This is a genomic window from Cobetia sp. L2A1, assembly GCF_009796845.1.
Taxonomy (GTDB): domain Bacteria; phylum Pseudomonadota; class Gammaproteobacteria; order Pseudomonadales; family Halomonadaceae; genus Cobetia.
Genome location: NZ_CP047025.1, coordinates 686,048 through 710,459, shown reverse-complemented (window position 1 = coordinate 710,459; position 24,412 = coordinate 686,048). Strand labels below are relative to the sequence as shown.

Genomic DNA, 24,412 nt, shown 5'->3' with positions numbered 1-24,412 from the left:
GACAATGATGCGTAACTTGCGTACAACCTGCATGACCCTTGCCGTGGTGGCTGCCGCCACACTGCTCAGCGCCTGCGGCACCAGCCCGCAACGCCTTTACGTCAACCCTCAGGTGGGCGAGATGGGCGTCGTCGGACACGGCCAGCAGGTCATCGTCGATGTCGTCGACAAGCGGCCCTCCGAGCGGATCGGATCACGCGATGGCGCGACCAATGCCTCAAGCTATCTCGTCGTGCCAACCGGCGACCTGACGCCGAAGCTTGAAGCCCAGACCGTCAGCGCGCTGCGTCGCATGGGCTTCGTGCCGGTGTCCACCGAGCAGGCCACTCCGGGCGCGACCCAGCTGACCATCTCGCTGACCGAGCTGGCCTATGGCGTGAAGCGTGGCGGCTTGATCACCGATACCGCAGCTCTCAACGGTGTCATTCAGGCAGTCGCGGTCTCTGGCAAACAGCGCTACACCGGCAGCTACACGGCCACGCGTGACCAGGGGTATGCCCTCAAGCCGAGCCAGGAGAAGAACACTGAGCTGGTCTCCAAGGTAATCGGCGATGCGCTGACTCGCGCCTTCCAGGACACCGCACTGATCCGCCAGCTGGATCAGTGATTCCTCAGCACTACCTCAGCACTACCTCAATAACCTCAGATGCAAAAACGCCACCGGCGGCCATTGGCCGCCGGTGGCGTTTTACGTTACACGATTCAGAGCAGCGTCAGATTTACAACAGAGGCCCCTTGCGTACCAGTCCCCATACAGTTTCACGTAGCCCACGGTCATCTGCCGCTCGACGTTCCAATACCTCAAGCGTGAAGTTGGGACTCATCAGTTGACGAATCTCGTCTTCGGTCACGTGGAACGGCGGCCCTTGCTGCGTGTCTTCTTCACGCTCAAGACTGATCAACAGCCCACGTGCCCCCGGTGGCAACAGCTGCGCCAGATGAAAGGCATAACGCTGACGGGTGGCCGGCGGCAGCGCGATCAAGGCCGCGCGATCATAGAAGGCATCGAGATGATCCACATGATCGATATGGAAGTGGAAGAAATCACCACACCATAACTCCACCGGCCCCTGACGGAAGCAATCGAAATACTCGAGACGATAGCGTGAGACATCGCCTGCTCCTTCCGCCACAAACTGCTCACAGGCCTGACGTGCCAGCTCGATACCCAACACGGGATAGCCTTGAGCTGCCAACCAACGCATGTCCAGACTCTTGCCGCACAGAGGCACCAGCACCTTGGCTCCTGGGGCTACACCCAGAGACGGCCACCAACGCTCCAACGCTGAATGTGTCGCAGGCAGATGAAAGCCGATCCGGCCTTCCTGCCAGCGGGACAACCAAGGGTCACTGGCGGGCCTATCAGAGGCAGTTGCTGACATCGTCACTCCTGTTGTCCTGCTGTTGTCCTGCTGTCGTCCTGCGCTATCCGGCTCGAGAGTCAAGGCCTACAGGAAGCCGTGACGCTTCTTCTTGCGACGCGGCAGGTGCGGCACGATCAAGCCAACCAATAGCCCGATACCCGCAACGCCACCGCCATACATGAAGTAACGCATCAACAGGTCCTGCTTCTTCGTATCAAGCTTGGTATCCATCTCACGCATCTTGCTACGCGCCTGTTCAAGCTCTGATGATTGGCTATTGCTCGCCTGCTCAAGCTCCTCGATACGGGCCTGACGGGTCTCGAGACCAGCCTTCATATCGGACACACGAGCTTCCCATTCTTCATTGATGCCATCGAGCTTGGTGGTCAACTGCTTGACCTTGGCACTCAACGCCGGCACTCGAGCATTGACGCTTTGCGTCTGCTGAAGCTCAGAAGACGGCAACCACACGACGTCACCACCGTCAGTGCGGATCTTGCTGTAGTCGTTTTGCACCTCGAGCAATTCAACAGGCTGACCGGCTTCAACCGTGCCCACGATACGATAACCATCGGTGGGTCCACTGCGCACGAAGGTGGTCAAGGCATCAGAGACCCAATGGTCTTCGGCGGCACTGGCGACCGGTGCAGACAGGCCCAGCATCAGGCTGCCGGTAATGCCAAGTCCCATCAGGGCGCGGCGCAGTGAACGCAGCGTTATTTCGCGGAGTGAGCGAGATGAAAAGTCATCAAGAGATAAGAAGCTACTGAAAGAGAGTAATCGCGTCATGTCACGTTCTTCATGGCTGTCTGAGGGCGATGGCTGTCATGTTCATGCAAGGTGGTAATGATGAGTCCACAGGGCGCACTTGTTGAACACAATCAACCGCGAAGCGACGCGCCAAAGCGCGTCTTGCCTGCCCATGCGTTGTCTGCCAGGTTGCGTAATGCAAGGCTTCCTGCCTGGCATCACTATAGCGCTTGGACGTACTAAAAATTTAAGTGTCTTCAGACATCCACACTTTCTGTGGATAAGTCTTGGGACAACGTTGGAAGAGAGGGTCCACGCACGGCGAAATGCCTGCCCCGCCAACACATTGTTCATTTTTTAACCAGCAAAGACCTACATGCTGCCGGCATGAAAACCTTAACAAATCAAGCCATTGACAGTTCCATGTTCTCGCCATTGCCGACTTATGACGTGGACAAAACAAGGAAGAAACACGCAGCCTCAGCCAGGCTGCTCGTGAGGATACCACAGCCATTGGCAGGCAGGAGCGCTCACCATGGCTCACCTTTTGAAGCGCCATGTCGACAAGACTGGCCGCATGGCCAGCAGCCTCTTATACTGTGCCGTCCTGTTTCAGGCCTCGGCGACATGCCGCGCCCCAGACTCCCGATCAGCGTCAACGTCTCGGGACTCATTCATTACAAGTCGTGCCCCTTCTCCTGACTGCTTGCGCGCCTCCTGTCACCTCGATGTGTCGCAGGCCGCAAGTGTATGAAGGTTCGGCGCGCAGCTCAGAGCGTTCACACAAGGCAATGGCGAAGAAACTCTTCATCAAGACCCACGGCTGCCAGATGAACGAGTATGACTCCGCACGCATGGCGGATCTGCTCGGCGAATCTCATCAGATGGAAGTCACCACTGACGAATCCGAAGCGGACGTCATCCTTCTCAATACCTGCTCCATTCGCGAGAAGGCGCAGGAGAAGGTCTTTCATCAGCTAGGGCGCTGGAAGAAGCTCAAGGAGAAGAATCCGGCGCTAGTGATCGGTGTTGGCGGCTGCGTGGCCAGCCAGGAAGGCGACAACCTGCGTAAGCGCGCGCCGCACGTCGACATGATTTTTGGCCCGCAGACACTGCACCGCGTACCGAAGATGCTCGACACACGCCGCGAGAGCCTCAAGCAGATTTCCGTGGTGGACGTGACCTTCCCCGAGATCGAGAAGTTCGACAATCTCCCCGCCCCAACCAGTGACGGTGCCAGCGCCTTTGTCTCAGTGATGGAAGGCTGCTCCAAGTACTGCACCTTCTGCGTGGTGCCGTATACCCGTGGCGAAGAAGTGTCGCGCCCGTTCGAGAAGGTGATGGACGAAGTCATTCACCTCGCCGATCAAGGCGTGCGTGAGATCAATCTGCTCGGCCAGAACGTCAATGCCTATGCGGGACTCAATCTGCTGGGCGAGGAAATCGATCTCGCCGAGTTGATCAGTTGTGTAGCGCAGGTCGAGGGCATTGATCGCATCCGTTTCACTACCTCGCATCCGGTGGAGTTCAAGGACTCGTTGATCGAGGCCTTTGGCGAAATCCCGGAACTGGTCAGCCACCTGCACCTGCCGGTGCAGTCAGGCTCCAACCGGATTCTGGCGGCGATGAAGCGTGGCCATGAGCGTGACATGTACATTGACAAGCTCGAACGCATTCGGGCCTTGCGTCCGGACATGAGCTTCTCATCTGATTTCATCATCGGTTTCCCCGGTGAGACGGATCAGGACTTTGCGGACACCATGGACCTGATTGGCCAGATTGGCTTCGATCACTCGTTCAGCTTCATCTACTCATCACGCCCGGGTACACCGGCGGCGAATCTCGACGATGACACGCCTGACGACGTCAAGAAGGAGCGCCTGCTGATTCTGCAGGAGCGCATCAATCAGCAATCGATGCAGATCGGCCGCAAGATGGTGGGTACCACTCAGCGCATTCTGGTGTCGGGCTTCTCGCCGCGCGATCCGGGCATGCTATCCGGGCGCACCGAAAACAATCGCGTGGTCAACTTCCGCGCCGCCAACCCGACCGAGCTGATCGGCTACCTGGTGGATGTCGAGATCACCGAGGCCTATCCCAACTCGCTGCGCGGCGAGCTCAGCTCTCCTTATCGCTATTGAGCAAAGGTCGCACTAGCCGACAATGCTCAAGTCCCTCATTATCAAGTAGATAGTCATGATGACCGTACCGGACAATTGCCCTGTACGGTCAGCGCGCATTAAGCTCTTTACATCCACGTGCTGCATGCCCATTCGCCGATGGCGAAAGGTATGCCCACACCGACTCTCGCATTCATCTGCATCAGGACATTCGACGCCTTGAGCCACCAGCCCCAGCAAGCCAATCGCATTCTCAACATGACGCTTGAGCCGGCAGACCCGCAGCGTCTTGCCAGCCTGACCGGTCAGCGCGACGAGCACCTCAAGCTGATTGAATCTCGACTCGGCGTCACCCTGCGCAATCGCGGCAACGACTTCCAGATCGCCGGCCCTTCAAGTGCCGTCAAGGCTGCTGCCAATGTGCTGGAGCATCTGTACCGTGAGACAGGTGCCGGTGAGGTTGAAGCCGAAACTGTTCATCTCTTCTTGCAGGAGTCCGGTGTCCAAGCACTGGTAGAAGCCGCTGAAGATAGCGCTGTCAGCTACGGCGATGTGGTCGTTCGTACGCCCAAGGTGCTGGTTCGCCCGCGCGGTTTCAATCAGCAGGGTTATGTCACCGAGATGCGTAACCACGACATCAACTTCGGTATTGGTCCAGCAGGAACGGGGAAAACCTATCTCGCCGTGGCGGCTGCCGTTGAAGCACTCAACAATCAGGAAGTCCGTCGCATTCTGCTGGTGCGCCCTGCGGTCGAGGCTGGCGAGAAGCTAGGCTTCCTGCCAGGTGACCTGGCACAGAAGATCGACCCTTACCTGCGCCCGCTCTACGACGCCCTCTATGAAATGCTGGGCTTTGAGCAAGTCAACAAGATGATTGAACGCCAGGTCATCGAGATTGCCCCGCTGGCCTATATGCGCGGCCGTACGCTCAATAATGCCTACATCATTCTCGATGAAGCGCAGAACACGACTCGCGAACAGATGAAGATGTTCCTGACACGTATCGGTTTCGGCTCCACTGCCGTGATTACCGGTGACGTGTCTCAGGTCGATCTACCACGTGGCACCCTGTCAGGCTTGGCGCATGTGATGGAAGTGCTCAAGGAAACTTCAGGCATCAGCATCACGCACTTCCTCTCCAAGGATGTCGTTCGCCACCCGCTGGTACAGCGTATTGTCGAGGCATACGACAGCTTCGAGGCCGAGGAAGAAAAGCAGGAAGGCGAGCGCCGCGAACAGCGTCAGATCGAGCGAGAAAACCGCATGGCTGTGCTGAATGCCCAGGGGAACGTGCCCGCTGTCGGTGGCCAGCAATGAGTCAGGCTCCTGCCGTCATCGTTGACCTGCAACTGGCCGTTGGCGAGCATGAGTTCGATGGCCAACCCTTGCCAGCAAGCCATCAGCTGGAAGCATGGGTCGCCGCAGCACTCGTCGGCGCAGCACAGGATGGTGCGCTTGATTCCGGTAGCACGCTGTGCGAGCTGACCGTGCGACTGGTGGAAGAGGAAGAGAGCCAAGGCCTCAATCGCGATTATCGTGGCAAGGACTACTCCACCAATGTGCTCTCCTTCCCGCATGAGCCGTTGGATCTCGACGACTTCACTCTACCGCCGGAATTGGCCGCTCGTTTTGCTGAAGAAGATGACGACGACAGCGATGCACTAGTGCAGGATATCGGTGAGACTGACAACTTGGAGGAGGAATCTCCCGAGGATGTCAGCTTGACGTCAGGTGACCTCGACGATACTGATACGTCATTTGAGCCGGCGGAAGAGAATGAGCAGCGCTTTTTGGGTGATCTGATCATCAGTGTCCATGTCGTGGCCCGCGAAGCTCGCGAACAAGGCAAGTCGCTGGAGGCGCATTTCGCTCATATGCTGGTACATGGCACCTTGCACTTGCTCAGCTATGACCATATCGAGGACGATGAAGCCGAGCGGATGGAAGCACTCGAGCGTCATGTGCTCGCCGGGTTGGGATTTGCCGATCCGTACCGGGAAGAGAATCACTGATGCGGATGCCTGCAAGCATCCGCATCGACCGCCGCCGAGTACGTCAGGGAAGTTCCCTTTCGTACTCGGCAGCCCCGATGCCCCCACGACGATGGGGTATCGCCACCGAGGAAAAGAGAAAATAACGCATGAGCGAAGACCGATCGGGAAGCCAATCGAAATCATGGCTCGATAAGCTGTTCGGCGCCTTCTCAAGCGACACCGACGAACCCAGCTCCCGTAGCGAGCTGCTCCAGTTCCTGTCAGAGGTAGGCCCACGCCTCAATCTTGACCAGGACGCGATTGCCATCATCGAGGGCGCGCTGGAAATAAGTGACCAGCAAGTTCGTGAGGTGATGATCCCCCGTTCCCAGATGCAGGCCATTCAGGTCGATCAGCGCCCGGAAGAGTACCTGCCGCTGATTCTCGAATCAGCGCACTCACGCTATCCTGTCATCGACGAGAATCTCGACGAGGTACTCGGCATTCTGCTGGCCAAGGATCTGCTGCCGCTGATCTTGCAAAATGACAGCGAGCGCAAGCGCTTCGATCTACGTGAAGCCATTCGTCCAGCCATGTTCATTCCCGAGTCCAAACGCCTCAACAGCCTGCTCAAGGAATTCCGCGAAACCCGTAATCACATGGCAGTGGTCATTGATGAGTACGGCGGTACCGCCGGCCTGATCACCATCGAGGACATTCTCGAGCAGATCGTCGGTGACATCGAGGATGAGCACGATACCGATGAAGATGAAGATATCCGTGAGCTGGGCGATGGCCAATATGCCGTCAGCGCCTTGACCACCATCGACGACTTCAATGAGCACTTCGCTACCGACTTCCCGGATGAAGAGTTCGATACCATCGGTGGACTGATGATCCAGCGTTTCGGTCACATGCCACGCCGGCAGGAATCGACTGACTTCACCGGCTGGCGCTTTACGGTGCTCAATGCCGATAATCGACGCATACGCCAGATACAGGTGTGCCGACTGGAAGATGCCACCGGTGATGCACCGCCCTCGGAAGAGCACCGCGCGCATATCAGCGGTGAATGAAAGTGTGAGTCACTGAATGACGTCTTCACAAGACGCAGCAGTACGCCATGACGCATATCAGACGGGCTACCGATGTCGCCCGTGATGATGACGGACAATGCCAGACACATCTTTCGGTGTGTCTGGCATTTTACAAGGAGAGCGGTATGTCCGATTCCCCCCGCCCAGCCGCCTTCACCGGCATATCAATACTGGGTCACGTACTGGCAATCATTGCTGGCGGTCTTGTCACGCTGAGCTTTGCCCCCTTCGAACATTGGTGGCTGGGGCCTCTCGGCGCCGGCTTGCTCTACGGTGCGCTGCGCATGGAAGGCGGTGGCTTCCTGCGTGCCTGGTGGTTCGGTGTCGGCCTGTTCGGCAGCGGCGCCAGCTGGGTGTATGTCTCGATCCACGATTACGGCTACACCGGCATGCCACTGGCCGTGCTGCTGACGATGCTGTTCGTCGCGACCATGGCGCTGTTCCCGATGTTGTGGATGGGCTTGTGGCAACGCTTCTGCTCACGCAAGCTCGACGTGCTGTCGTTTGCTGCCGTGTTCGTGATCAGTGAACTGTTTCGCACCTGGGCCTTCACCGGCTTCCCCTGGCTGCTGCTCGGCAACAGTGCAGTGGGCTCGCCATTGGCCAACTGGGTGCCGGTGCTCGGCGTTTACGGCATCTCGTTGATCATCGCGCTGTCCGGGGCGCTACTGTGGAATATGGCCCTGCGTCGGCGCTGGTGGGCGATCGTACCGTTGATCGTACTGTGGAGTGCTGGCCTGTTACTCCCCGCCAGCTGGACCCAACCCGGCGGCCAACCTGCGCGCGTCGCTCTACTCCAGGGCAATCTCCCTCAGTTGATCAAGTGGAGTGCCGAGGGTCAGCGTCGCGCCGCCAATACTTACGCCGCCATGACACGTGCCGTCCAAGATGACGCCGACCTTATCGTCTGGCCAGAAACGGCGTTACCGATGCTTCGTGATCAAGCCGAGCCTTTTCTTGAACGCATTCAGGCAACTCTGCCACCCAAAACAGGTCTTATTACCGGGATCGTGGAACGTGATACCGATGGCCGCTTCTACAACAGCGTGATTCCCATCGATTCGCCCGATACCCAGTATCGCAAGGAACACCTGGTACCTTTCGGGGAATACGTGCCACTGCAAAGCGTGCTCCGTGGTGTGATCAGCTTCCTCGACCTGCCCATGTCAAGCATGGCTGCAGGGGGCAGCAAACAGCCACCGCTCAACGTCAGTGGCCTACGCATTGGTGTGGCGATCTGCTATGAGATCGTCTATCCGGAACTGGTACGCCAGCGTGCGCTCAGTTCTACCATTTTGTTGACCGTCTCCAACGACACCTGGTTTGGGCACTCGATCGGTCCGCTGCAGCATCTGCAGATGGCCCAGATGCGAGCACTGGAAAATGGCCGCTATCTGCTACGTGCGACCAGCAACGGCGTGACTGCCATCATTTCGCCGCAAGGTGAAATTCTTGAGCAGGCGCCACAATTCGAGGAAGCTACCGTCACGGGCGATGTTCGACTACAGCTGGGTATGACACCCTGGATGCGCCTTGGCATGTTGCCGGTATGGATATTGATCGCCCTGCTGCTGACACCGGGGCTGATCATAGGTATTACCGAAGGTATCGGTGCCCGCCGTCAGGTACGTCGTTCATCATAATCATCTGCCGGGCAGACGCCCGGCATTGCATCTGATCAAGCGAGAATGTCATGGGCTTCACCGAGTTACTCGGCATCATCAAGGATCTGATACTGCCGCCCGGCGGGCCTTTGTTGCTGCTGATTCTGGCCATGCTGATCCTCAAGCGCTGGCCAAGCACAGCACGTGTATTCATGGCGCTGGCCATCATCAGCCTGTGGCTGCTGGCATCACCGGTCGTGTCTACCCGCTTGATGGCAGGGCTGGAACGCATCAAACCCAGCGAGCCAGCCGAATGGATCCAGGCGCAAGCCGTGGTGGTACTGTCCAGTGGTCGTTATTACAACGCGCCGGAGCTGCAGGGGAGTGACCGCATCAATGGCGAGACGCTCAGTCGGCTGGATGAAGGCGTGCGCGTGGCGCGCAATGCAGAGCTGCCGATCCTGCTCACAGGTGGCAAGGTCTCCAACTCTGACAGTGGCACGCTGGCAGATCTGATGCAGCGCTCCCTGATCGATGAGTTCGATTACCCTGCTCGCTGGCTGGAAAATCGTAGCGAGAACACGCAGCAGAATGCGCTGTACACTCGCGAAATGCTCAAGAAGGACGATATCAACAAGATCGTGCTGGTAACCAGTGCATGGCACATGCCGCGCGCCATGCGTAATTTCCAGAATCAGGGCTTCCGTACCATCATCCCGGCGCCAGTCGGCTATACCTCGGTCTCCAGTCTTGGGCCAGATGCCTGGGTACCCAATAGCTCTGCACTTACCCAGTCCCGCTGGGCGCTGCATGAGTGGATAGGCTGGCTGGTAGGCCGCTAGAATCCATTGCCGTCATTGCTGAAAACAACGCAGGGCTGCCATCTGGCAGCCCTGCGTTGTTTTACGACACGCCCTACTTTTCAGATCACTTCACGCGCGGCATCCAACTGACGCCCTTGAGCCATGGCCCCAGCTGGCGAAGCTGAAAAGCGCGGTCTCGCGTCCACTCATCACTGCCAACATGGACATTGCCGCGCGGTAACTCCCCAAGCACATCATCCGGAAAGCGCAGGCTGTCACGCCCCTCTATCAATAGTGAATAACAGCGATCATGACTGATGATGCTGGTGCGCATATAGCGCCAGACACATTCCTTCATGAACCACTGATCGATATTTGGCGTCTCAGCCTGCCTGGGTTGCCATTGGCTCAACATAGCTTCCAGTGACGGCAATACTCCAGCGACGCCTCCCCACAGCCCCGCCAGCACCAGATCGGTATGGCTCCACCAATCCCGCATGACATGGAAGAAACGGCCGGAGGATAACCACATCTGTATCGCGCGCACCTCCCTCAAGCTAATGACACTGTCACAGTCACGTACCACGAAGTAGCCAACGGTTGGATCATCAGCGACCGCGAATCGCCAACACAACCGCTGGCAAAGGCTGTCACTGTCGGGTCGCTCAATCAGCTCGGCACCTAGTTGACGTGCCATTATCAAGAAATCCGCAGGAACGCTGGCATCGTGATAGAGACGCACCTGCCAGCCGGGATAGAGCACCGGGGCGAGCAGAAGATTGTGCAGCATGCCATTCACATAGCGCGCCTGACGGCCCCACATGCCAAAAGACAGCACCCGCGCCTTGCCCGCCGCAAGCGCACTCGGCGAGACTGTGGATAGCTGCCAACCAGTGGTCAACGGCGACCTGCCATGCTGAGCATCCTTGAGCATCAAGGCGAGGCTGCCATACTCACGTGCCTCATCGTACCGCTCAAGATACGCGCAGCTGCTGGCCAGCGAATCAAATAGCACCGGATTCGTGCATTGCTGCTCTGCGAGCTTTCTCCCTGCTACACGAGAGGCGGCAGTATCACCAGCACGCGACAGACACACGACATGGTTGAGCGCGATTTCCTCATCCTGTGGACATTCCGTACATCCGTGCCCAAGAATCTGGCTGGCGGCACGGTAATCTCCCAGTAAAAACAGGTAATAGGACATCTGCTTGAACATGCCGGCATCACGCGGACGCGGTTGGTGATTGAAGTGCTCAATCATCAGCTGCACTGCTTTAGGCTTGCGCCCCGCCAGCCATACCTTGTGCGCAGGCGCAAACCAGCCCTTCTGGGCTGACATCAGTCCTCACTACCAGCAACAATGTCAGGGCGTGAGGGCCGCGGTGCGCCACGCGCGAAGAAGCGATGGCCGCAGGCATGACAGGATTCAAGCACGCAGGGGCGCGTCAGCGTGGTGATCCCGTCACAGTGCACGCAATGCAGCAAGCCTGGCGCGATGACTTCGCCGCTAGTGTAGTCAGCGCGCGCAGCTTCAAGATCTTCTTCAAAATGTGCCTGGTCCAGGACGGTGCGGTCGGCGATCGATAGCAATGCCGAGCTGACACTGCGTGACAGCACATCGAGATCAATGCCCAACCAGCTGGCAATACCTTCACCACCGGCTGCAAGGTGACGACGGAACTCGTGCATGTCACGCTCGACCCAGGCACGTAGCAGCGCCAGCTCGTCGAGCGTGAACTCCTCGACTTCCGCCTCGAAGCGCACGGCCTCGTCCAGCTCGGCCTTCAGCCCATCCCAGGAAAGCTCATTACCGCTATCTTCCAAGCGCGTCAGAATACGGCCATATGCGTCTCCCAGCCGCCCTTCGCCGTCGACGGTCTGTCCGGCACCGGACGGCCCGGCATTATCGGCACGCGCTTGTGCCGCCATTGGCGTATCTTCGAAGCCACTCTCTTTTGAGGCACTATCACCTTTAGAGACACTGGCACGCGAGGAACTCACATCGCTGATCGGGTCATGTGGATCGCGGGATTCACGTTGTTGGCTCATGGTCTCTCCTTGTGTCTTCGCCCTCTCCCGCCTGCGGAAGAGCATGGCGCTCTTCTCTCAGCATGGCGGCGATGCCGCCCCTTAACAAGTCACGCCTGCACACACCTTGCGCCGCGTCAGGTGCCGGCCATATGTTGTGCCGACTCCTTCGTGCGCCGCTTACTATCTCTTCGCGACTTTCTTGTCGGCTCACCACTACCGCTTCTCCCCTCCCCTCCCGTACCGACTCCCCTACCTGAGGCCTGACGTCTGGGGTAGACTTGGCGCTATCACTGACAGTAATGGCACCTTGTCGTGCCTGCTCATTTCTTCACGCCCCGCCTGTCTCACCGACAGGTGCAGGCCAATGCCAAGGTAGCAACGGAACCGATGGACTCACAGGACGCTTCTCAACAGTACGCTCCCGATCAGATCGAACAGGCTGCTCAGCAGTACTGGGAGAAAAATCAGTGCTTCAAGGCGGTGGAAGATGCCAACCGCGAGAAGTTTTACTGCCTGTCGATGTTCCCTTACCCCAGCGGCAAGCTACACATGGGGCACGTGCGTAACTACACCATTGGTGACGTGATCTCCCGCTTCCAGCGCATGCAGGGCAAGAACGTGATGCAGCCGATGGGCTGGGATGCGTTTGGCCTGCCGGCAGAAAATGCCGCGATGAAGAACAACGTGCCGCCGGGCAAGTGGACGCACGAGAACATCGCTTACATGCGCGATCAGCTCAAGGCGTTGGGCTTTGCCTACGACTGGAGCCGTGAGTTCGCGACCTGTGACCTTGAGTACTATCGCTGGGAACAGTGGTTCTTCGCCAAGCTGGTCGAGAAAGGCGTCGTCTACAAGAAGAGCTCCATCGTCAACTGGGACCCGGCGGACCAGACCGTGCTCGCCAATGAGCAGGTCATTGACGGTCGCGGCTGGCGTTCCGGCGCACTGATCGAGCGCAAGGAAATCCCGCAGTGGTTCCTGCGCATCACCGATTACGCCGAAGAACTGCTGACGGATCTCGACAAGGTCGAGTGGCCGGAGCAGGTCAAGACCATGCAACGCAACTGGATCGGCAAGTCGCGGGGGGTCGAGCTGAGCTTCGGTCTCGATACAACGGCAAGCCAGGTGCAGGAATCGCTGACCGTGTTCACCACCCGTCCCGACACCCTGATGGGTGTGACCTACGTTGGCGTCGCCGCGGCACATCCGCTGGCCAAGGCCGCGGCAGAGCACAATGCAGAGCTTGCCGAGTTCAACGCCGAGTGCGCGCGCGGTGGTACCAGCGAAGCCGACATGGCAACCATGGAAAAGCGCGGCATGGACACTGGCTTCAAGGCCATCCATCCGCTGACGGGCCGTGAAGTGCCGGTCTTCGTCGCTAACTTCGTGCTGATGGAATACGGTACCGGTGCCGTGATGGCCGTGCCGGCACACGATGAGCGTGATCATGAATTCGCCACCAAGTACGAGCTGCCCATCGAAGCTGTCATCGCAGACGCCGAAGGCAACACACCGGACATCAGTGAGACTGCCTTCACCGAGCGCGGCGTACTGATCAACTCCGGTGAATTCAATGGCCTCGACTTCGAGAGTGCCTTCGATGCGATCGCAGCCCGTCTGATCGAGCAGAATCGTGGCGAGATCAAGACCAACTTCCGCCTGCGTGATTGGGGTGTCTCCCGTCAGCGTTACTGGGGCGCACCGATTCCGGTCAAGAACGGCCCGAACGGCGAATCCATTCCGCTGACCGATGCTGAGCTACCAGTCGCACTGCCACTGGATGTCGAGTTCGATGCCTCAGGCGGCTCGCCGATCAAGAAGATGCCGTCCTTCAGCGACCTGGGTGATGGCTGGCATCGTGAGACAGATACCTTTGATACCTTCATGGAGTCTTCCTGGTACTACGCGCGCTTCTGCTGTGCGGACAATACCGACGCCATGCTGGACGAGCGCGCCAACTACTGGTTACCGGTCGATTACTACATCGGTGGTATCGAGCACGCCATCCTGCATCTGCTCTATGCGCGCTTCTTCCACAAGCTGATGCGCGACTTCGGCCTCGTCGACAGTGACGAGCCGTTCAAGCAGCTGCTGACCCAGGGCATGGTGATCGCGGATACCTTCTACCGTATCAACGACAAAGGCGGCCGTGACTGGTTCAACCCGCTCGAGGTCGAGGTGAAGACTGACGACAAGGGACGTGCTCTCAGTGCTACCCTGCTCTCGGACGGCCTGCCTGTGGTCATCGGTGGTACCGAGAAGATGTCCAAGTCCAAGAACAACGGCGTTGATCCGCAGTCGATGATCGATCGCTTCGGTGCCGATACCGTGCGCCTGTTCATGATGTTTGCCGCGCCGCCCGAACAGTCCCTGGAATGGTCTGACACCGGGGTCGAAGGTGCACACCGCTTCGTCAAACGCGTCTGGCGTCTGGTCCACGAGCATGTGGCGACCGGTACTCCGGAGACACTGGATCTGTCTGCACTGAACGATGATCAGAAAGCACTGCGCCGCAAGACACACGAAACCATTGCCAAGTGCAGCGATGACATCGGCCGTCGCACCACCTTCAATACCGCGATTGCTGCCGTGATGGAGCTGGTCAACGCCATCAGCCGCTTCGATGACACCTGCGCACAGGGGCTCGCGGTAAGCCGTGAAGCTGTCGAAGCCTGTGTGCTGCTGCTGTCACCGATCATCCCTCACGCCACACATTCCCTGTGGGCGACGCTGGGTCATGAAGAAGCGGTGATCGATGCCACCTGGCCGGTCATCGATGCCGATGCCATGAAGAAGGACAGCATCGAGCTGGTCGTGCAGGTCAACGGCAAGCTGCGTGCGCGCCTGTCCTTCCCGGCCGACGCTGACCGCGACACCATCGAAGCTGCCGCGCTGGCCGATGCCAACGTTGCGAAATTCATCGATGGCAAGACCGTACGTAAGGTAATCGTCGTCCCTGGCAAGCTGGTCAATATCGTTGCCAACTGACGCCTGGCTCGCTGGATAGCATTACCTCTCGACAGCATGTGTCGTCAGGATTCGCTGCCGATCTGTCTCCTTGTTCCCGCTCGCCATGTCTCGCGGGAGCAGTTCACACCAGACCGGCAGCGCCACATTTCCGCGCGCGACCTGCTATTGAAGCTACTTGCGATCAGGTCGCGCTCTCGCAAGATATTCATGACACCCGCTCATGACAGGAGGTCACGGTGACGCAAGCGAACTCTTCCCCCGCACTGACTGGTACACCCCGCAGCGCTGGCCGCCGCCGACTGCTGATGGCGTTTGGTGTCGGCATGACATTGACATTGAGTGGCTGCGGCTTTCAGCTGCGCGGCGTAGATTCGGCCCCCATGGCCATCACTCAGCTCGACGTCAATTCATCGAACAGTGAAACGCACCGCACCCTGCGCGAAGCGCTGGAGCGTGCCGATATCGACCTGAGTGACAATGCACCGCTCAAGCTGAATCTGGGCAAGGTGAGCGAAAAAGTTCATCAAATCACTTGGGGTGACGCAGGCAGTATCAAACGCGAACTGACCTACCATCTCGTCTACTCGGTGCAGCGCAAGTCCGATGGTGCCTACCTGGCCAACCAGCAAGAGCTGGAAGCCAACAGCTACTACTACACCAACGACGATAGCCTGCTCAATTCTGATGAGGTGCGTGAACGCGCCGGTCAGGAAAACAATAGTGAGCTGAGTCGTCAGCTGCTGGAGCGTCTGCACACGATCAAACCCTGATCCCGGCAGCGCAGCCATCCCATGACGCCATGTGCATGACCGAAGGACATTCATGAAGGTCTATCCCGACAAGCTGGACGAGCAGCTCAGCAAGCGTCTTTATCCCGTCTACATCGTGGCCGGTGACGAGCCGCTCATTCATCAGGAGAGCTGCGACGCGATCAGAAAAGCGGCGCGTGCAGCGGGTGTCGAAGAACGCGAAGTGCTACACGTCGAAAATGGCTTTCAATGGGGGCGGTTGACGGAATCTGCCGCAAGCATGTCACTGTTTGCCTCGCGCAAGCTGATTGAGCTGCGCCTTGGTAGTCACAGTGCTGGCCAGGAAGGCAGCAAGGTGCTCAAGGCCTACGCTGAACGCATCGAGAAGAACGGCGATATCCTGTTGATCTCCGCCGCCCGCCTCGATCGCAAGGTTCAGCAGACGGCGTGGTTCAAGAGTCTGGAAAAGGTCGGTGTCTTCGTTACCGTGTGGCCCGTCGATCATTCGCGATTGGGGTTCTGGATCAGGGATCGCGCCCGCCTTCACGGACTTGAGCTAAATCAGGATGCGTCACGACTGCTGGCTGAGCGCATCGAGGGCAACCTGCTGGCAGCAGACCAGGAGCTACAGAAGCTGGCACTGCTGCATCCGCCCGGCGCACGACTGGATGGCAATGCCATCGCACAAGGCGTCGAGGACAATGCCCGTTACGATGTCTTCACACTGGCCGATGCCTGCCTGAAAGGTGAGATAGAGCGCAGTGGACGTATCGTGCTGGGCCTGCGTGGCGAGGGGGTCGAGCCTCCTGTCATCTTGTGGGCGCTGACGCGTGAGCTGCGCACCCTGCTCTCGCTCCGCCAGCATCTCGATCAAGGGCAAAGCTTCGAGCACGCTTGCAAGGCACAGAAGCCGATGATCTTCGATAAACGTCGGCCCTTCTATCAGCAGGCAGTCAATCGACTGCCTCACAAGCGCCTGCACAAGCTACTGCTGTTTGCTCAGCGTCTTGATATGGCGATCAAGGGCGGCATGGCGTTGCCGGTATGGGATGGCATGGTGGATCTGGCGCTGACACTAGCCGGTGGCCGTGGCCCGCTGGCAGAACTGCCGCATGCCTACAAGGTGATGTAACATACCAAGAAGCATTTTCTAGACACACCAATAGCCCTCGCCCAGTCATCTACTGGGTGGGGGCTATTTTCATGATTGGCTCAGTGTGCAGCATCCGCCTTGGACTTGACGAAGGCCTTGTAGCCATACAAAGCACGCGGATTATCGCGGAAGATCTTCTCCCGCATCTCACGCTCCGGCAGCCAACGCTGCATCAATTCGGCGAGCATGTCTTCCTCTGGCATCTCGACACCGATGTACGGATGCGGCCAGTCACTTCCCCATACCACACGCTCCGGATTGGCATTCACCAACGCACGCGCCAGTGCGGTGACATCGGAGTATGGCAGACGTCCCCGTGTCGTCAGGCGATAAGGCGCTGACAGCTTGGCCCAGGTGCGTCCCTGCTTGAGCATGCGACACAGCGCGGCGAACCCCGGACATTCAGGCCCCCGAGTCGCGGCCAGATGGCCCATGTGATCAATCACCACAGGGACTGGCAAACTGCCGAGTCGCGCCTCCATGTCGCGGAAGGTCGAGACATCGATCAGGCATTCCAGATGCCAGTTGAAGCGCACCAATCGATCTGCCAGCAACACGACATCCCGCCAGCGAAGCCCGCCCGAGAAGATGAGATTGAGGCGTATACCACACACACCCAACGCCGAAAGGTGTTCTAGCTCCTCATCACTGATATCGGGAGTGACCACCGCAATCCCCCGGTAATCCAGTCCGCGCTCACGGCAGGCTATCAGGCTGTCGCATAGTAGTCGGTTGTCATAGCCATAGACGCTGGGCTGAATCAGCACACCGTGCCTGGCCCCCATTGCATGATGCATCTCCAGCGCATCCTTGAGACCGAATTCGGCAGGATTGTAGGTTCTATCCTCGGAGAGCGGGTAGCGTACCGGGTCATCAAACAGGTGTAGGTGACAATCAATACTGCCCGCCGGCAATCGGAAGGTCAGCGGATGTGGCAGAGCCCGGGGCGGCACCGCGCTCGGCAGGTCCTGCTCGACATGATTCCAATCCATCGATACGACTCCCTCGCGTAAACCTACCTCATGAAGAATCAGACGGCCGCCAAGCGCTACCGTCCTTGTCACGATACTGCGCTGACTGCCCTAATTCCAGACAGCCACAGCTAGACAGCAACTCTCAGACAACTATTCCCAGCTAAAAAAGCGGCATGTCCGAAGACATGCCGCTTTCTGTGTAATGGCCGGCGTGATGATCTGAGTGACGATCTTACGCCTGCAAGGAATCGCTCAGTCGAGACGCTCGAAGATCGTCGCCACACCCTGCCCCATGCCGATACACATGGTCGCTAGCCCGATACGTGTATTCTGCTGCTTCATGACATTGAGTAGTGTGGTGCAAATACGTGAGCCCGAACATCCCAGTGGATGGCCCAACGCAATGGCGCCGCCGTTGAGATTGACCACGGCATCAGCGCGCTCCAGCAAACCAAGATCCTTGAGCACCGGGATCGACTGGGCCGCGAAGGCTTCGTTGAGCTCAACGGTCTGGATATCATCGATGGTCAGGCCAGCTGCCTTGAGCGCCAACTTGGTTGCGGGCACCGGGCCATAGCCCATGATGGAAGCATCACAACCTGCCACGCCCGTCGCCAGTACACGCGCAATCGGCTTGAGGCCCAGTGCTTCAGCACGCTCAGCACTCATTACGGCCATGCCGGAAGCACCGACTGATAGGGCAGAGGAAGTCCCCGCCGTCACGGTGCCGTTCTTGGGATCAAACACCGGCTTCAGGCTGCCCATGGACTCCATGCTGGCATCACCACGAATAACCTCATCACGCGTCACCATCACACGGTGACCTTCCGCATCATGCCCTTCAACACCGATGATCTCGTTGTCAAAACGGCCTTCATCAGATGCTGCCTGAGCTCGCTGATGAGAACGCACACCGAATTCATCCTGCTTCTCGCGGCTGACACCGTGCATCTTGCCCAATAGCTCAGCTGTCAGTCCCATCATCATTGCAGCCTTGGCGGCATACTTGCTGGCACTCGGATTGATATCGATACCATGAGCCATCGGCACATGTTCCATGTGCTCAACGCCGCCAATGATATAGAAATCCCCCATACCAGCTTTGATATTGGCGGTCGCGATATGCAGTGCACTCATCGAAGAGCCACACAGACGATTGACCGTCTGAGCCGGCACACTACGTGGAATACCAGTCATGATGGCGGCGTTGCGCGCGATGTTCATGGCCTGCTCAAGGGTCTGGTTGACGCAGCCCCAGATGATGTCATCGACCTCAGCCGGTACCAGGCCGGGGTTGCGGTCAAACAGTGCCTGCATCACGGCTGCGGAGAGGTTCTCGGCCCGCACATGGCGGAAGGCACCATTCTTGGTTTTGGCCATGGCGGTACGCACGCCATCGACGATTACCACATCTCTCGGATTCAGGTTCATGGTCTGGCTCCCTCAAGGCCCCCGCTTGCGCGCGGGCCACAAATTCTGGTCGGTTGGGACTAACAGGCGCGCTCGGAGGCATTGCCGCGACGAGCGCGCATCAGGGCCAAGTGGCCCGAGCGACAGGTGCTGACCTGTCAGCCGTAGAAGGCTTCGCCGCGGGCAGCACGTTCGCGCAGTGCCTCGGTCGGGCGATACAGCGCACCCAGCTCTTCCGCGAGGCTATCGGCCAGAGCGACGAACTCAGCCACACCCATGGCATCGACATAGCGCAGTGCGCCACCGCGGAACGGCGGGAAGCCGATACCGTAGATCAAGGCCATGTCGGCCTCTGCCGGTGAGCCAACGATGTTGTCTTCCAGGCAACGGATGGTCTCCATGCACAGCGGCACCATCATGCGCGCAATGATGTCTTCATCGGAGAACTCACCCTGCTCGGTCACCACTTCCGCCACCAGTGCCTGCGCAGTCTCGTCTGCAAGCTTCTTCGGCTTGCCCTTGCGGTCTTCTTCGTAACGATAGAAGCCCACGCCATTCTTCTGACCAAGACGCTTGTTGTCGTACATCACCTGGATGGCGCTCTTGCCCTCGCGCGCCATGCGCTCCGGGAAGCCTTCAGCCATCACGGCATTGGCGTGCACGGCGGTATCCATGCCGACCACATCCAGCAGGTAGGCCGGGCCCATCGGCCAGCCGAACTTCTCCATCACCTTGTCGACGTGCTGATAATCAGCCCCCTTTTCTACCAGCAAGCTGAAGCCGCCGAAGTAGGGGAACAGCACGCGGTTGACCAGGAAGCCCGGGCAGTCGTTGACCACGATTGGCGTCTTGCCCATCTGTCGGGCATAGGCCACGGTGGCGGCCACAGCAGCATCACTGGATTTTTCGCCACGAATGACTTCCACCAGCGGCATGCGGTGCACGGGATTGAAGAAGTGCATGCCACAGAAGTTTTCAGGGCGTTTGAGTGATTCGGCCAGACGCGTGATGGAGATGGTCGATGTATTGGAGGTCAGAATGGTGTCTTCAGAGACATTATCTTCAAGCTCAGACAATACCGCTGCCTTGACCTTGGGGTTCTCGACCACAGCCTCGACGACCAGATCGACGGTTCCGAAATCGCCGTAGCTCAGTGTCGGGCGGATGTTGGACAGGCCTTCTGCCATCTTGGCAGTGGTCAGTTTGCCGCGCTCAAGACCCTTGCCGAACAGCTTGCGTGCCTCTTTCAAGCCGAGTTCGATGGCCTCGCCGTTGATATCCTTCATCAGGATCGGCGTGCCCTTGCTGGCGCTCTGGTACGCGATACCGCCGCCCATGATGCCCGCACCCAGCACTGCCGCCTGCTTGATTTCACGCGCCTGCTTCTCGAAGCCCTTGGCTTTCTTCTTGACCACCTGATCGTTCATGAACAGGCCGACCAGATTGAACGCCACGTCTGTCAGCGCCATGCGGGCGAAGGTCTTGGCTTCAATCGCCTGAGCGCGCTCACGAGTTTCACCCGCACCTTTCTGGATGACCTTGATCGCCTCCACCGGCGCGGGATAGTGCGGTCCCGCCTTGCCAGCCACAAAGCCCTTGGCCGTCTCGAAGGCCATCATCTGCTCGATGGCATTGAGCTTGAGCGGCGACGTCTTCTCGAGACGACGTGCCAGATAGTCAAGCTCACCACTATTGGCGCGTGCCAGGATGTCGAGCGCGGCCGCGTCCAGTTCAGCCACGGGTAGCACGGCATCCACAGCTCCTACTGCAAGCGCCGCATCAGCACGGTTTTCGGTACCACCACAAATCCACTCGATGGCGTTGTCCGCCCCGATCAGGCGCGGCAGACGGACACAGCCAGCCCACCCCGGGATGATCCCGAGCTTGGTTTCCGGCAGGCCAATCTTGGCGTTGTCCGCCATGACACGGAAATCAGTAGTCAGAGTAATCTCGCAACCGCCGCCCAGTGCCAGGCCGTTGATGGCCGTGACGGTCGGGAATGGCAAATCCTCGATGGCATTGAAGATGCCATGAATGGTCATGTTCATGTCGACGAGGAAGGCTTCGTCCTTCTCGAACATCTGATGAAATTCGGTGATATCGGCACCGACAATGAACGCTTCCTTGCCGGAGCGGATGACAAGCCCCTTCAGATCGGCAGTGGCCTTGATCACCTCGACCGCCTCACCCAGCTCCTTGATCACATAGCTGGCCAGCTTGTTGACCGACTCGCCCTCAAGATCAATGGTCAACAGGGCGATGGCATCCTGATTGGCCTCGACCGAAAGCGTTTTGCCTGAATAGATCATCCGCGGATCTCCACAAGAGAAAGAGGTGGAGGCGGTCGCAACGGTGCTTGGCACTCGCGCAGCCGACCTCGTCGAACTCGTCGCTGGTAGAAGCACCAGAAGAAGCGTCTTGCATGCCGCCCCCCCAATGCTTCATACAAGCGTTTGAATAGCCTCAGCTTGGGCCAGCAGCCGACAAAGATCAAGCTTGCTGATATTAGCGAAAGGTCGTGGGTGTATCAGAGGCCTGGCGATACGGCAGCGCCGAGGACAGCCAGGATTGGAGGGCTGGGTGGCATGACGCAGAATCTCGACAGTCCGCGTGTCGAATGATCGACGCTACACCCGCGCAGTCACTCGCGTTACTCTGTAGCGCTTTTTGTTCTCTCCATGCGCGCTGACTGCCTCTCACTTCTTTCAAGTGTGAGAGAACGCTGGCAAACGCGCCTTCAAAGGCCCATCGATACCATGCTGTCATGAGCAAGACTCTCACCACCCTCTATCTTCGCCTGACCAGTGTGGTCGAATACACCAAGCGCTGGCATTGGCTCTGGCCCCCTATCGGCTTTGCGGCAGGTATCGGCAGCTTCTTTCTCGTCAATCGTCAGCAATGGCTAGGTGCCATGCTGGCGATTGGCATGCTACTGGCCTGGCTGATACTGATCACTGAAGGACTATGGAGTCGCTTCCGTCGCCACCGTGGCCAGAATGCACTGCCGCGCAAGCTGGCAACCTTCGTGGCGCAGCTGATCCAGCAGGAAACGCTATGCTTCACGCTGCCCTTCTTCCTGGCGACCACCGACTGGGCTAGCGGCCAGGCCGGTTTCACGCTGTTGTTATGCGGCGCGACTCTGCTATCGATTCTGGACCCATTCTATTACCGTCTGGCGGAGCGTCATCGCTGGCTGTATTTCGGCTTCCATGCACTGTGTGTATTTGTCGTGGTACTGGTCACCCTGCCACTGATGCTGGAGCTGACCACCGGCGAGAGTCTGTTGGCTGCCTGCGCAGCCATGAGCCTGTTTGCGTTGCCCAGCGTTGCCAACCTGCGAATTGCTCGTGGGCTGACGGGGGGGCTTGCGATGATCGGCATCAGCGTAATGTTGGGGATCGGTGCCTGGAGTGCACGTGCATGGATTCCGCCTGCCACCCTGTGGATCAACGAGAGCAGCCTGTCGCCCGCCTTTGATACTGCTGCCCGTGCACCTAAAGGTGAGATGCTCCTGACACCGGCCCAATTGTCCGCCAATGGCCTGTATGCCTTTACGGCGATCAGAGCCCCGCGCGGCCTGTCGGAAAAGGTCTATCATGTCTGGCGTCATGAGGGAAAAGTCGTCGATCGCATCGCGCTCAATATCAATGGCGGACGCGGCGAGGGCTATCGCGCGTGGACACACAAGAATGCCTTCTCAAGCGACAGTGAGGGCGAGTGGCGAATTGATGTCGAGACCATGAACGGCCAGCGAATTGGCAGCCTGCGCTTCACGGTGAGTGACGATCCGTCATTGGCCACGCTGGCGGATAGCAGTCTTGGCCACCCACCCGGCATTCCTGGCTGGCGTATCACCAATTTGATTCCCAAGCTGTAGGCTCGCATCATTGCCAGTGACGGCATGATTGGGCTTGTCGGTGAAACATCACAAATGGAACTGTCGGTTACCCGACCTTGGGCGTAAAATTCGTTCGCAGGCTTGTAATTACACTAGCTGCCTAGCATCCTGACAGGAAGGGCTGCGCAAAGGCGCCATCATGGACAAAAGACCCATTCATCATTTGCACTCAGCGGACACCCCATCATGCATGAAGATATCGGACTCAAGCTTTCCCGCCTGCCGCGCCTATGGCGCGCCATCCTGGACCAGCGACTGTCCCCGCTGGGCCTCACCCAAACACGCTGGATGACGCTGGTTCATCTTTGCCGCATGGGCGATGGCCAGCCACAATGCGACTTGGCACGCTCCATCGGTATCGAGGCACCGTCACTGGTCCGTACACTTGATCAACTCAGTGAGCAGGGGCTGGTCGAGCGCCGCGCCTGCGAAGAAGATCGACGTACCAAGCGTATCTTCCTGACACGCAAGGCTCTGCCATTGATCGAAAAGATTAATGCCATCGCCGAGCAGACACGCATCGAAATGCTCGAAGGGCTCAGCATTGAACAGGTTGATCAGTTCTGTGAATGCCTGAAAGTCATGGAAAAGAATGGCCTGGAAATTTCCGAGAAGGTGCCGGAAAGCGCCTGATGTCGTCTAAAGCCTCTCTCTGAAAAGCGTCTCTGACAAACGCTGAATGGGAACAGGAAACGGCACATCTGTTCTCGTATGGATTGGGTGACACGGCAGGCAAAGCCTATGGCTTGCTCTGCAATGAAAAGGCCCCGTCGATTGAATCGACGGGGCCTTTTCATGTGAGGTACGCAGACAAGACTGCGAGAAAAGAGAGCACACATCTCATACGTCAGGCATCTTTGGCTCAGTACCCACCAATGGTCGACGCTTGTGTGAGATGGGGGCCTTGTGAATCAGCAGTGCGTGCAATGCCTCGAACTCACTTCGCCACTCAGCACTGTCTTCGAGATCCTGACTCTCCCCCCACCATAGTCTGAGCCCAGAAAGGGACGACTCCAGTATCAGCGCATCATCGGGCAGCGCACGAGTAAACTTCTCAAGTGCTGCAGAAACTTCGATATCCTGCGCCAGCCGGCTCTCTTCACGCCAGCGATAGCCCGGCACAGCCTCACGCAGCGCCTCACTGGCCCATTCTTCATGTACCAGAATGAACGGCGTCACATCCCGCTCGGTCGGCCACGGCCGCCGGTAACCCACGATGCCCTTGGGAGCATCCGAGAGTACCGGGCTCTTGAGATCAACCCGTAACCCCTCTGCAATGACAGCTTTGCGCACACGTGCCGTACGCGTCTCGCGCTTGCTAGGGCGTAGCCAGGTCAGCGGCGACAGCATTGCCAGTATGATGAAGATAATGATCAGTGCAGTGGTCATGAAGTATCCAGCAGGCAGGTATCAGAAAAATCTCGTGATTACGCACACATGAATGCACGGCAACGGTGACGTTGAGCCACTTTCCGGCGTCGTTGCGTATCACGCATTCAAAATACGTTGATGTACG

Annotated in this window: 20 protein-coding genes; 12 read left to right on the top strand and 8 right to left on the bottom strand. The window is 58.4% G+C overall.

All coding sequences use genetic code 11. The features are described 5' to 3' along the window. The first annotated feature begins 4 nt into the window (after positions 1-4). Entirely contained in the window at positions 5-607 is a 603-nt protein-coding gene (locus GQR90_RS03045; protein WP_158772830.1) for a YajG family lipoprotein, read from the top strand. 112 nt (positions 608-719) lie between these two features. On the opposite strand, the gene tmpT is transcribed toward GQR90_RS03045, so the two are convergent. Both tmpT and GQR90_RS03035 read right to left on the bottom strand, forming a co-directional pair. Further along, a complete protein-coding gene (gene tmpT, locus GQR90_RS03040; protein WP_158772829.1) occupies positions 720-1,382 on the bottom strand; it encodes a thiopurine S-methyltransferase in 663 nt (220 codons plus the stop codon). Between the two features lie 66 nt (positions 1,383-1,448). Next, positions 1,449-2,153, bottom strand: coding sequence for a TIGR04211 family SH3 domain-containing protein (locus GQR90_RS03035; protein ID WP_233266410.1), 705 nt, complete (start codon positions 2,151-2,153; stop codon positions 1,449-1,451). A gap of 752 nt (positions 2,154-2,905) precedes the next feature. Here GQR90_RS03035 and miaB point away from each other — a divergent pair. The 6 genes from miaB to GQR90_RS03005 all read left to right on the top strand — a co-directional run bounded on the left by miaB (position 2,906) and on the right by GQR90_RS03005 (position 9,750). Continuing rightward, entirely contained in the window at positions 2,906-4,255 is a 1,350-nt protein-coding gene (gene miaB / locus GQR90_RS03030; protein WP_158772828.1) for a tRNA (N6-isopentenyl adenosine(37)-C2)-methylthiotransferase MiaB, read from the top strand. A 198-nt stretch (positions 4,256-4,453) separates the two neighbouring features. Continuing rightward, on the top strand, positions 4,454-5,551 hold the full coding sequence (locus GQR90_RS03025) for a PhoH family protein (protein WP_442778535.1): 1,098 nt from the start codon (positions 4,454-4,456) through the stop codon (positions 5,549-5,551). After that, positions 5,548-6,246, top strand: coding sequence for an rRNA maturation RNase YbeY (gene ybeY, locus GQR90_RS03020; RefSeq protein WP_158772826.1), 699 nt, complete (start codon positions 5,548-5,550; stop codon positions 6,244-6,246). The genes GQR90_RS03025 and ybeY overlap by 4 nt, the downstream gene beginning before the upstream one ends. A gap of 128 nt (positions 6,247-6,374) precedes the next feature. Further along, the gene (locus GQR90_RS03015) at positions 6,375-7,283 is read left to right on the top strand and encodes an HlyC/CorC family transporter (RefSeq protein ID WP_158772825.1); all 909 of its coding nucleotides are present in this window, start codon (positions 6,375-6,377) and stop codon (positions 7,281-7,283) included. A 146-nt stretch (positions 7,284-7,429) separates the two neighbouring features. Then, on the top strand, positions 7,430-8,947 hold the full coding sequence (lnt, locus tag GQR90_RS03010) for an apolipoprotein N-acyltransferase (protein WP_158772824.1): 1,518 nt from the start codon (positions 7,430-7,432) through the stop codon (positions 8,945-8,947). Between the two features lie 50 nt (positions 8,948-8,997). Beyond that, on the top strand, positions 8,998-9,750 hold the full coding sequence (locus GQR90_RS03005; protein ID WP_158772823.1) for a YdcF family protein: 753 nt from the start codon (positions 8,998-9,000) through the stop codon (positions 9,748-9,750). Positions 9,751-9,835: 85 nt separating this feature from the next. Here GQR90_RS03005 and GQR90_RS03000 read toward each other — a convergent pair whose 3' ends face one another. Beyond that, entirely contained in the window at positions 9,836-11,050 is a 1,215-nt protein-coding gene (locus GQR90_RS03000; RefSeq protein WP_158772822.1) for a tetratricopeptide repeat protein, read from the bottom strand. Then, complete coding sequence (locus tag GQR90_RS02995; protein WP_325064286.1) at positions 11,050-11,760, bottom strand: zinc ribbon-containing protein; 711 nt, start codon at positions 11,758-11,760, stop codon at positions 11,050-11,052. Before GQR90_RS02995 ends, GQR90_RS03000 begins: the two co-directional genes overlap by 1 nt. A 369-nt stretch (positions 11,761-12,129) precedes the next feature. Between GQR90_RS02995 and leuS the strand changes: the two genes are divergently transcribed. The 3 genes from leuS to holA all read left to right on the top strand — a co-directional run bounded on the left by leuS (position 12,130) and on the right by holA (position 16,593). After that, a complete protein-coding gene (gene leuS, locus GQR90_RS02990; RefSeq protein WP_158775268.1) occupies positions 12,130-14,730 on the top strand; it encodes a leucine--tRNA ligase in 2,601 nt (866 codons plus the stop codon). A gap of 218 nt (positions 14,731-14,948) precedes the next feature. Next, positions 14,949-15,482 carry an LPS-assembly lipoprotein LptE gene (locus GQR90_RS02985; protein ID WP_158772821.1) on the top strand — a complete coding sequence of 178 codons (534 nt, stop codon included), beginning with the start codon at positions 14,949-14,951 and terminating at the stop codon, positions 15,480-15,482. Positions 15,483-15,534: 52 nt separating this feature from the next. Further along, positions 15,535-16,593, top strand: coding sequence for a DNA polymerase III subunit delta (gene holA, locus GQR90_RS02980; protein ID WP_158772820.1), 1,059 nt, complete (start codon positions 15,535-15,537; stop codon positions 16,591-16,593). An 80-nt stretch (positions 16,594-16,673) separates the two neighbouring features. Here holA and GQR90_RS02975 read toward each other — a convergent pair whose 3' ends face one another. From GQR90_RS02975 to fadB, 3 genes are all read right to left on the bottom strand, one after another. After that, on the bottom strand, positions 16,674-17,606 hold the full coding sequence (locus GQR90_RS02975) for an amidohydrolase family protein (RefSeq protein ID WP_158772819.1): 933 nt from the start codon (positions 17,604-17,606) through the stop codon (positions 16,674-16,676). 234 nt (positions 17,607-17,840) lie between these two features. Beyond that, entirely contained in the window at positions 17,841-19,019 is a 1,179-nt protein-coding gene (gene fadA / locus GQR90_RS02970; protein WP_158772818.1) for an acetyl-CoA C-acyltransferase FadA, read from the bottom strand. A gap of 137 nt (positions 19,020-19,156) precedes the next feature. Continuing rightward, complete coding sequence (gene fadB / locus GQR90_RS02965) at positions 19,157-21,307, bottom strand: fatty acid oxidation complex subunit alpha FadB (protein ID WP_158772817.1); 2,151 nt, start codon at positions 21,305-21,307, stop codon at positions 19,157-19,159. A 455-nt stretch (positions 21,308-21,762) separates the two neighbouring features. Here fadB and GQR90_RS02960 point away from each other — a divergent pair, with 455 nt between their 5' ends. Together GQR90_RS02960 and slyA are read left to right on the top strand one after the other, a co-directional pair. Beyond that, positions 21,763-22,875: a DUF5924 family protein gene (locus tag GQR90_RS02960; protein ID WP_158772816.1), complete on the top strand. Its 1,113-nt coding sequence runs from the start codon at positions 21,763-21,765 to the stop codon at positions 22,873-22,875. A 207-nt stretch (positions 22,876-23,082) separates the two neighbouring features. After that, a complete protein-coding gene (slyA, locus tag GQR90_RS02955; protein ID WP_158772815.1) occupies positions 23,083-23,529 on the top strand; it encodes a transcriptional regulator SlyA in 447 nt (148 codons plus the stop codon). Between the two features lie 207 nt (positions 23,530-23,736). Here slyA and GQR90_RS02950 read toward each other — a convergent pair whose 3' ends face one another. Then, positions 23,737-24,285 carry a hypothetical protein gene (locus tag GQR90_RS02950; RefSeq protein WP_158772814.1) on the bottom strand — a complete coding sequence of 183 codons (549 nt, stop codon included), beginning with the start codon at positions 24,283-24,285 and terminating at the stop codon, positions 23,737-23,739. Between the last annotated feature and the right edge of the window lie 127 nt (positions 24,286-24,412).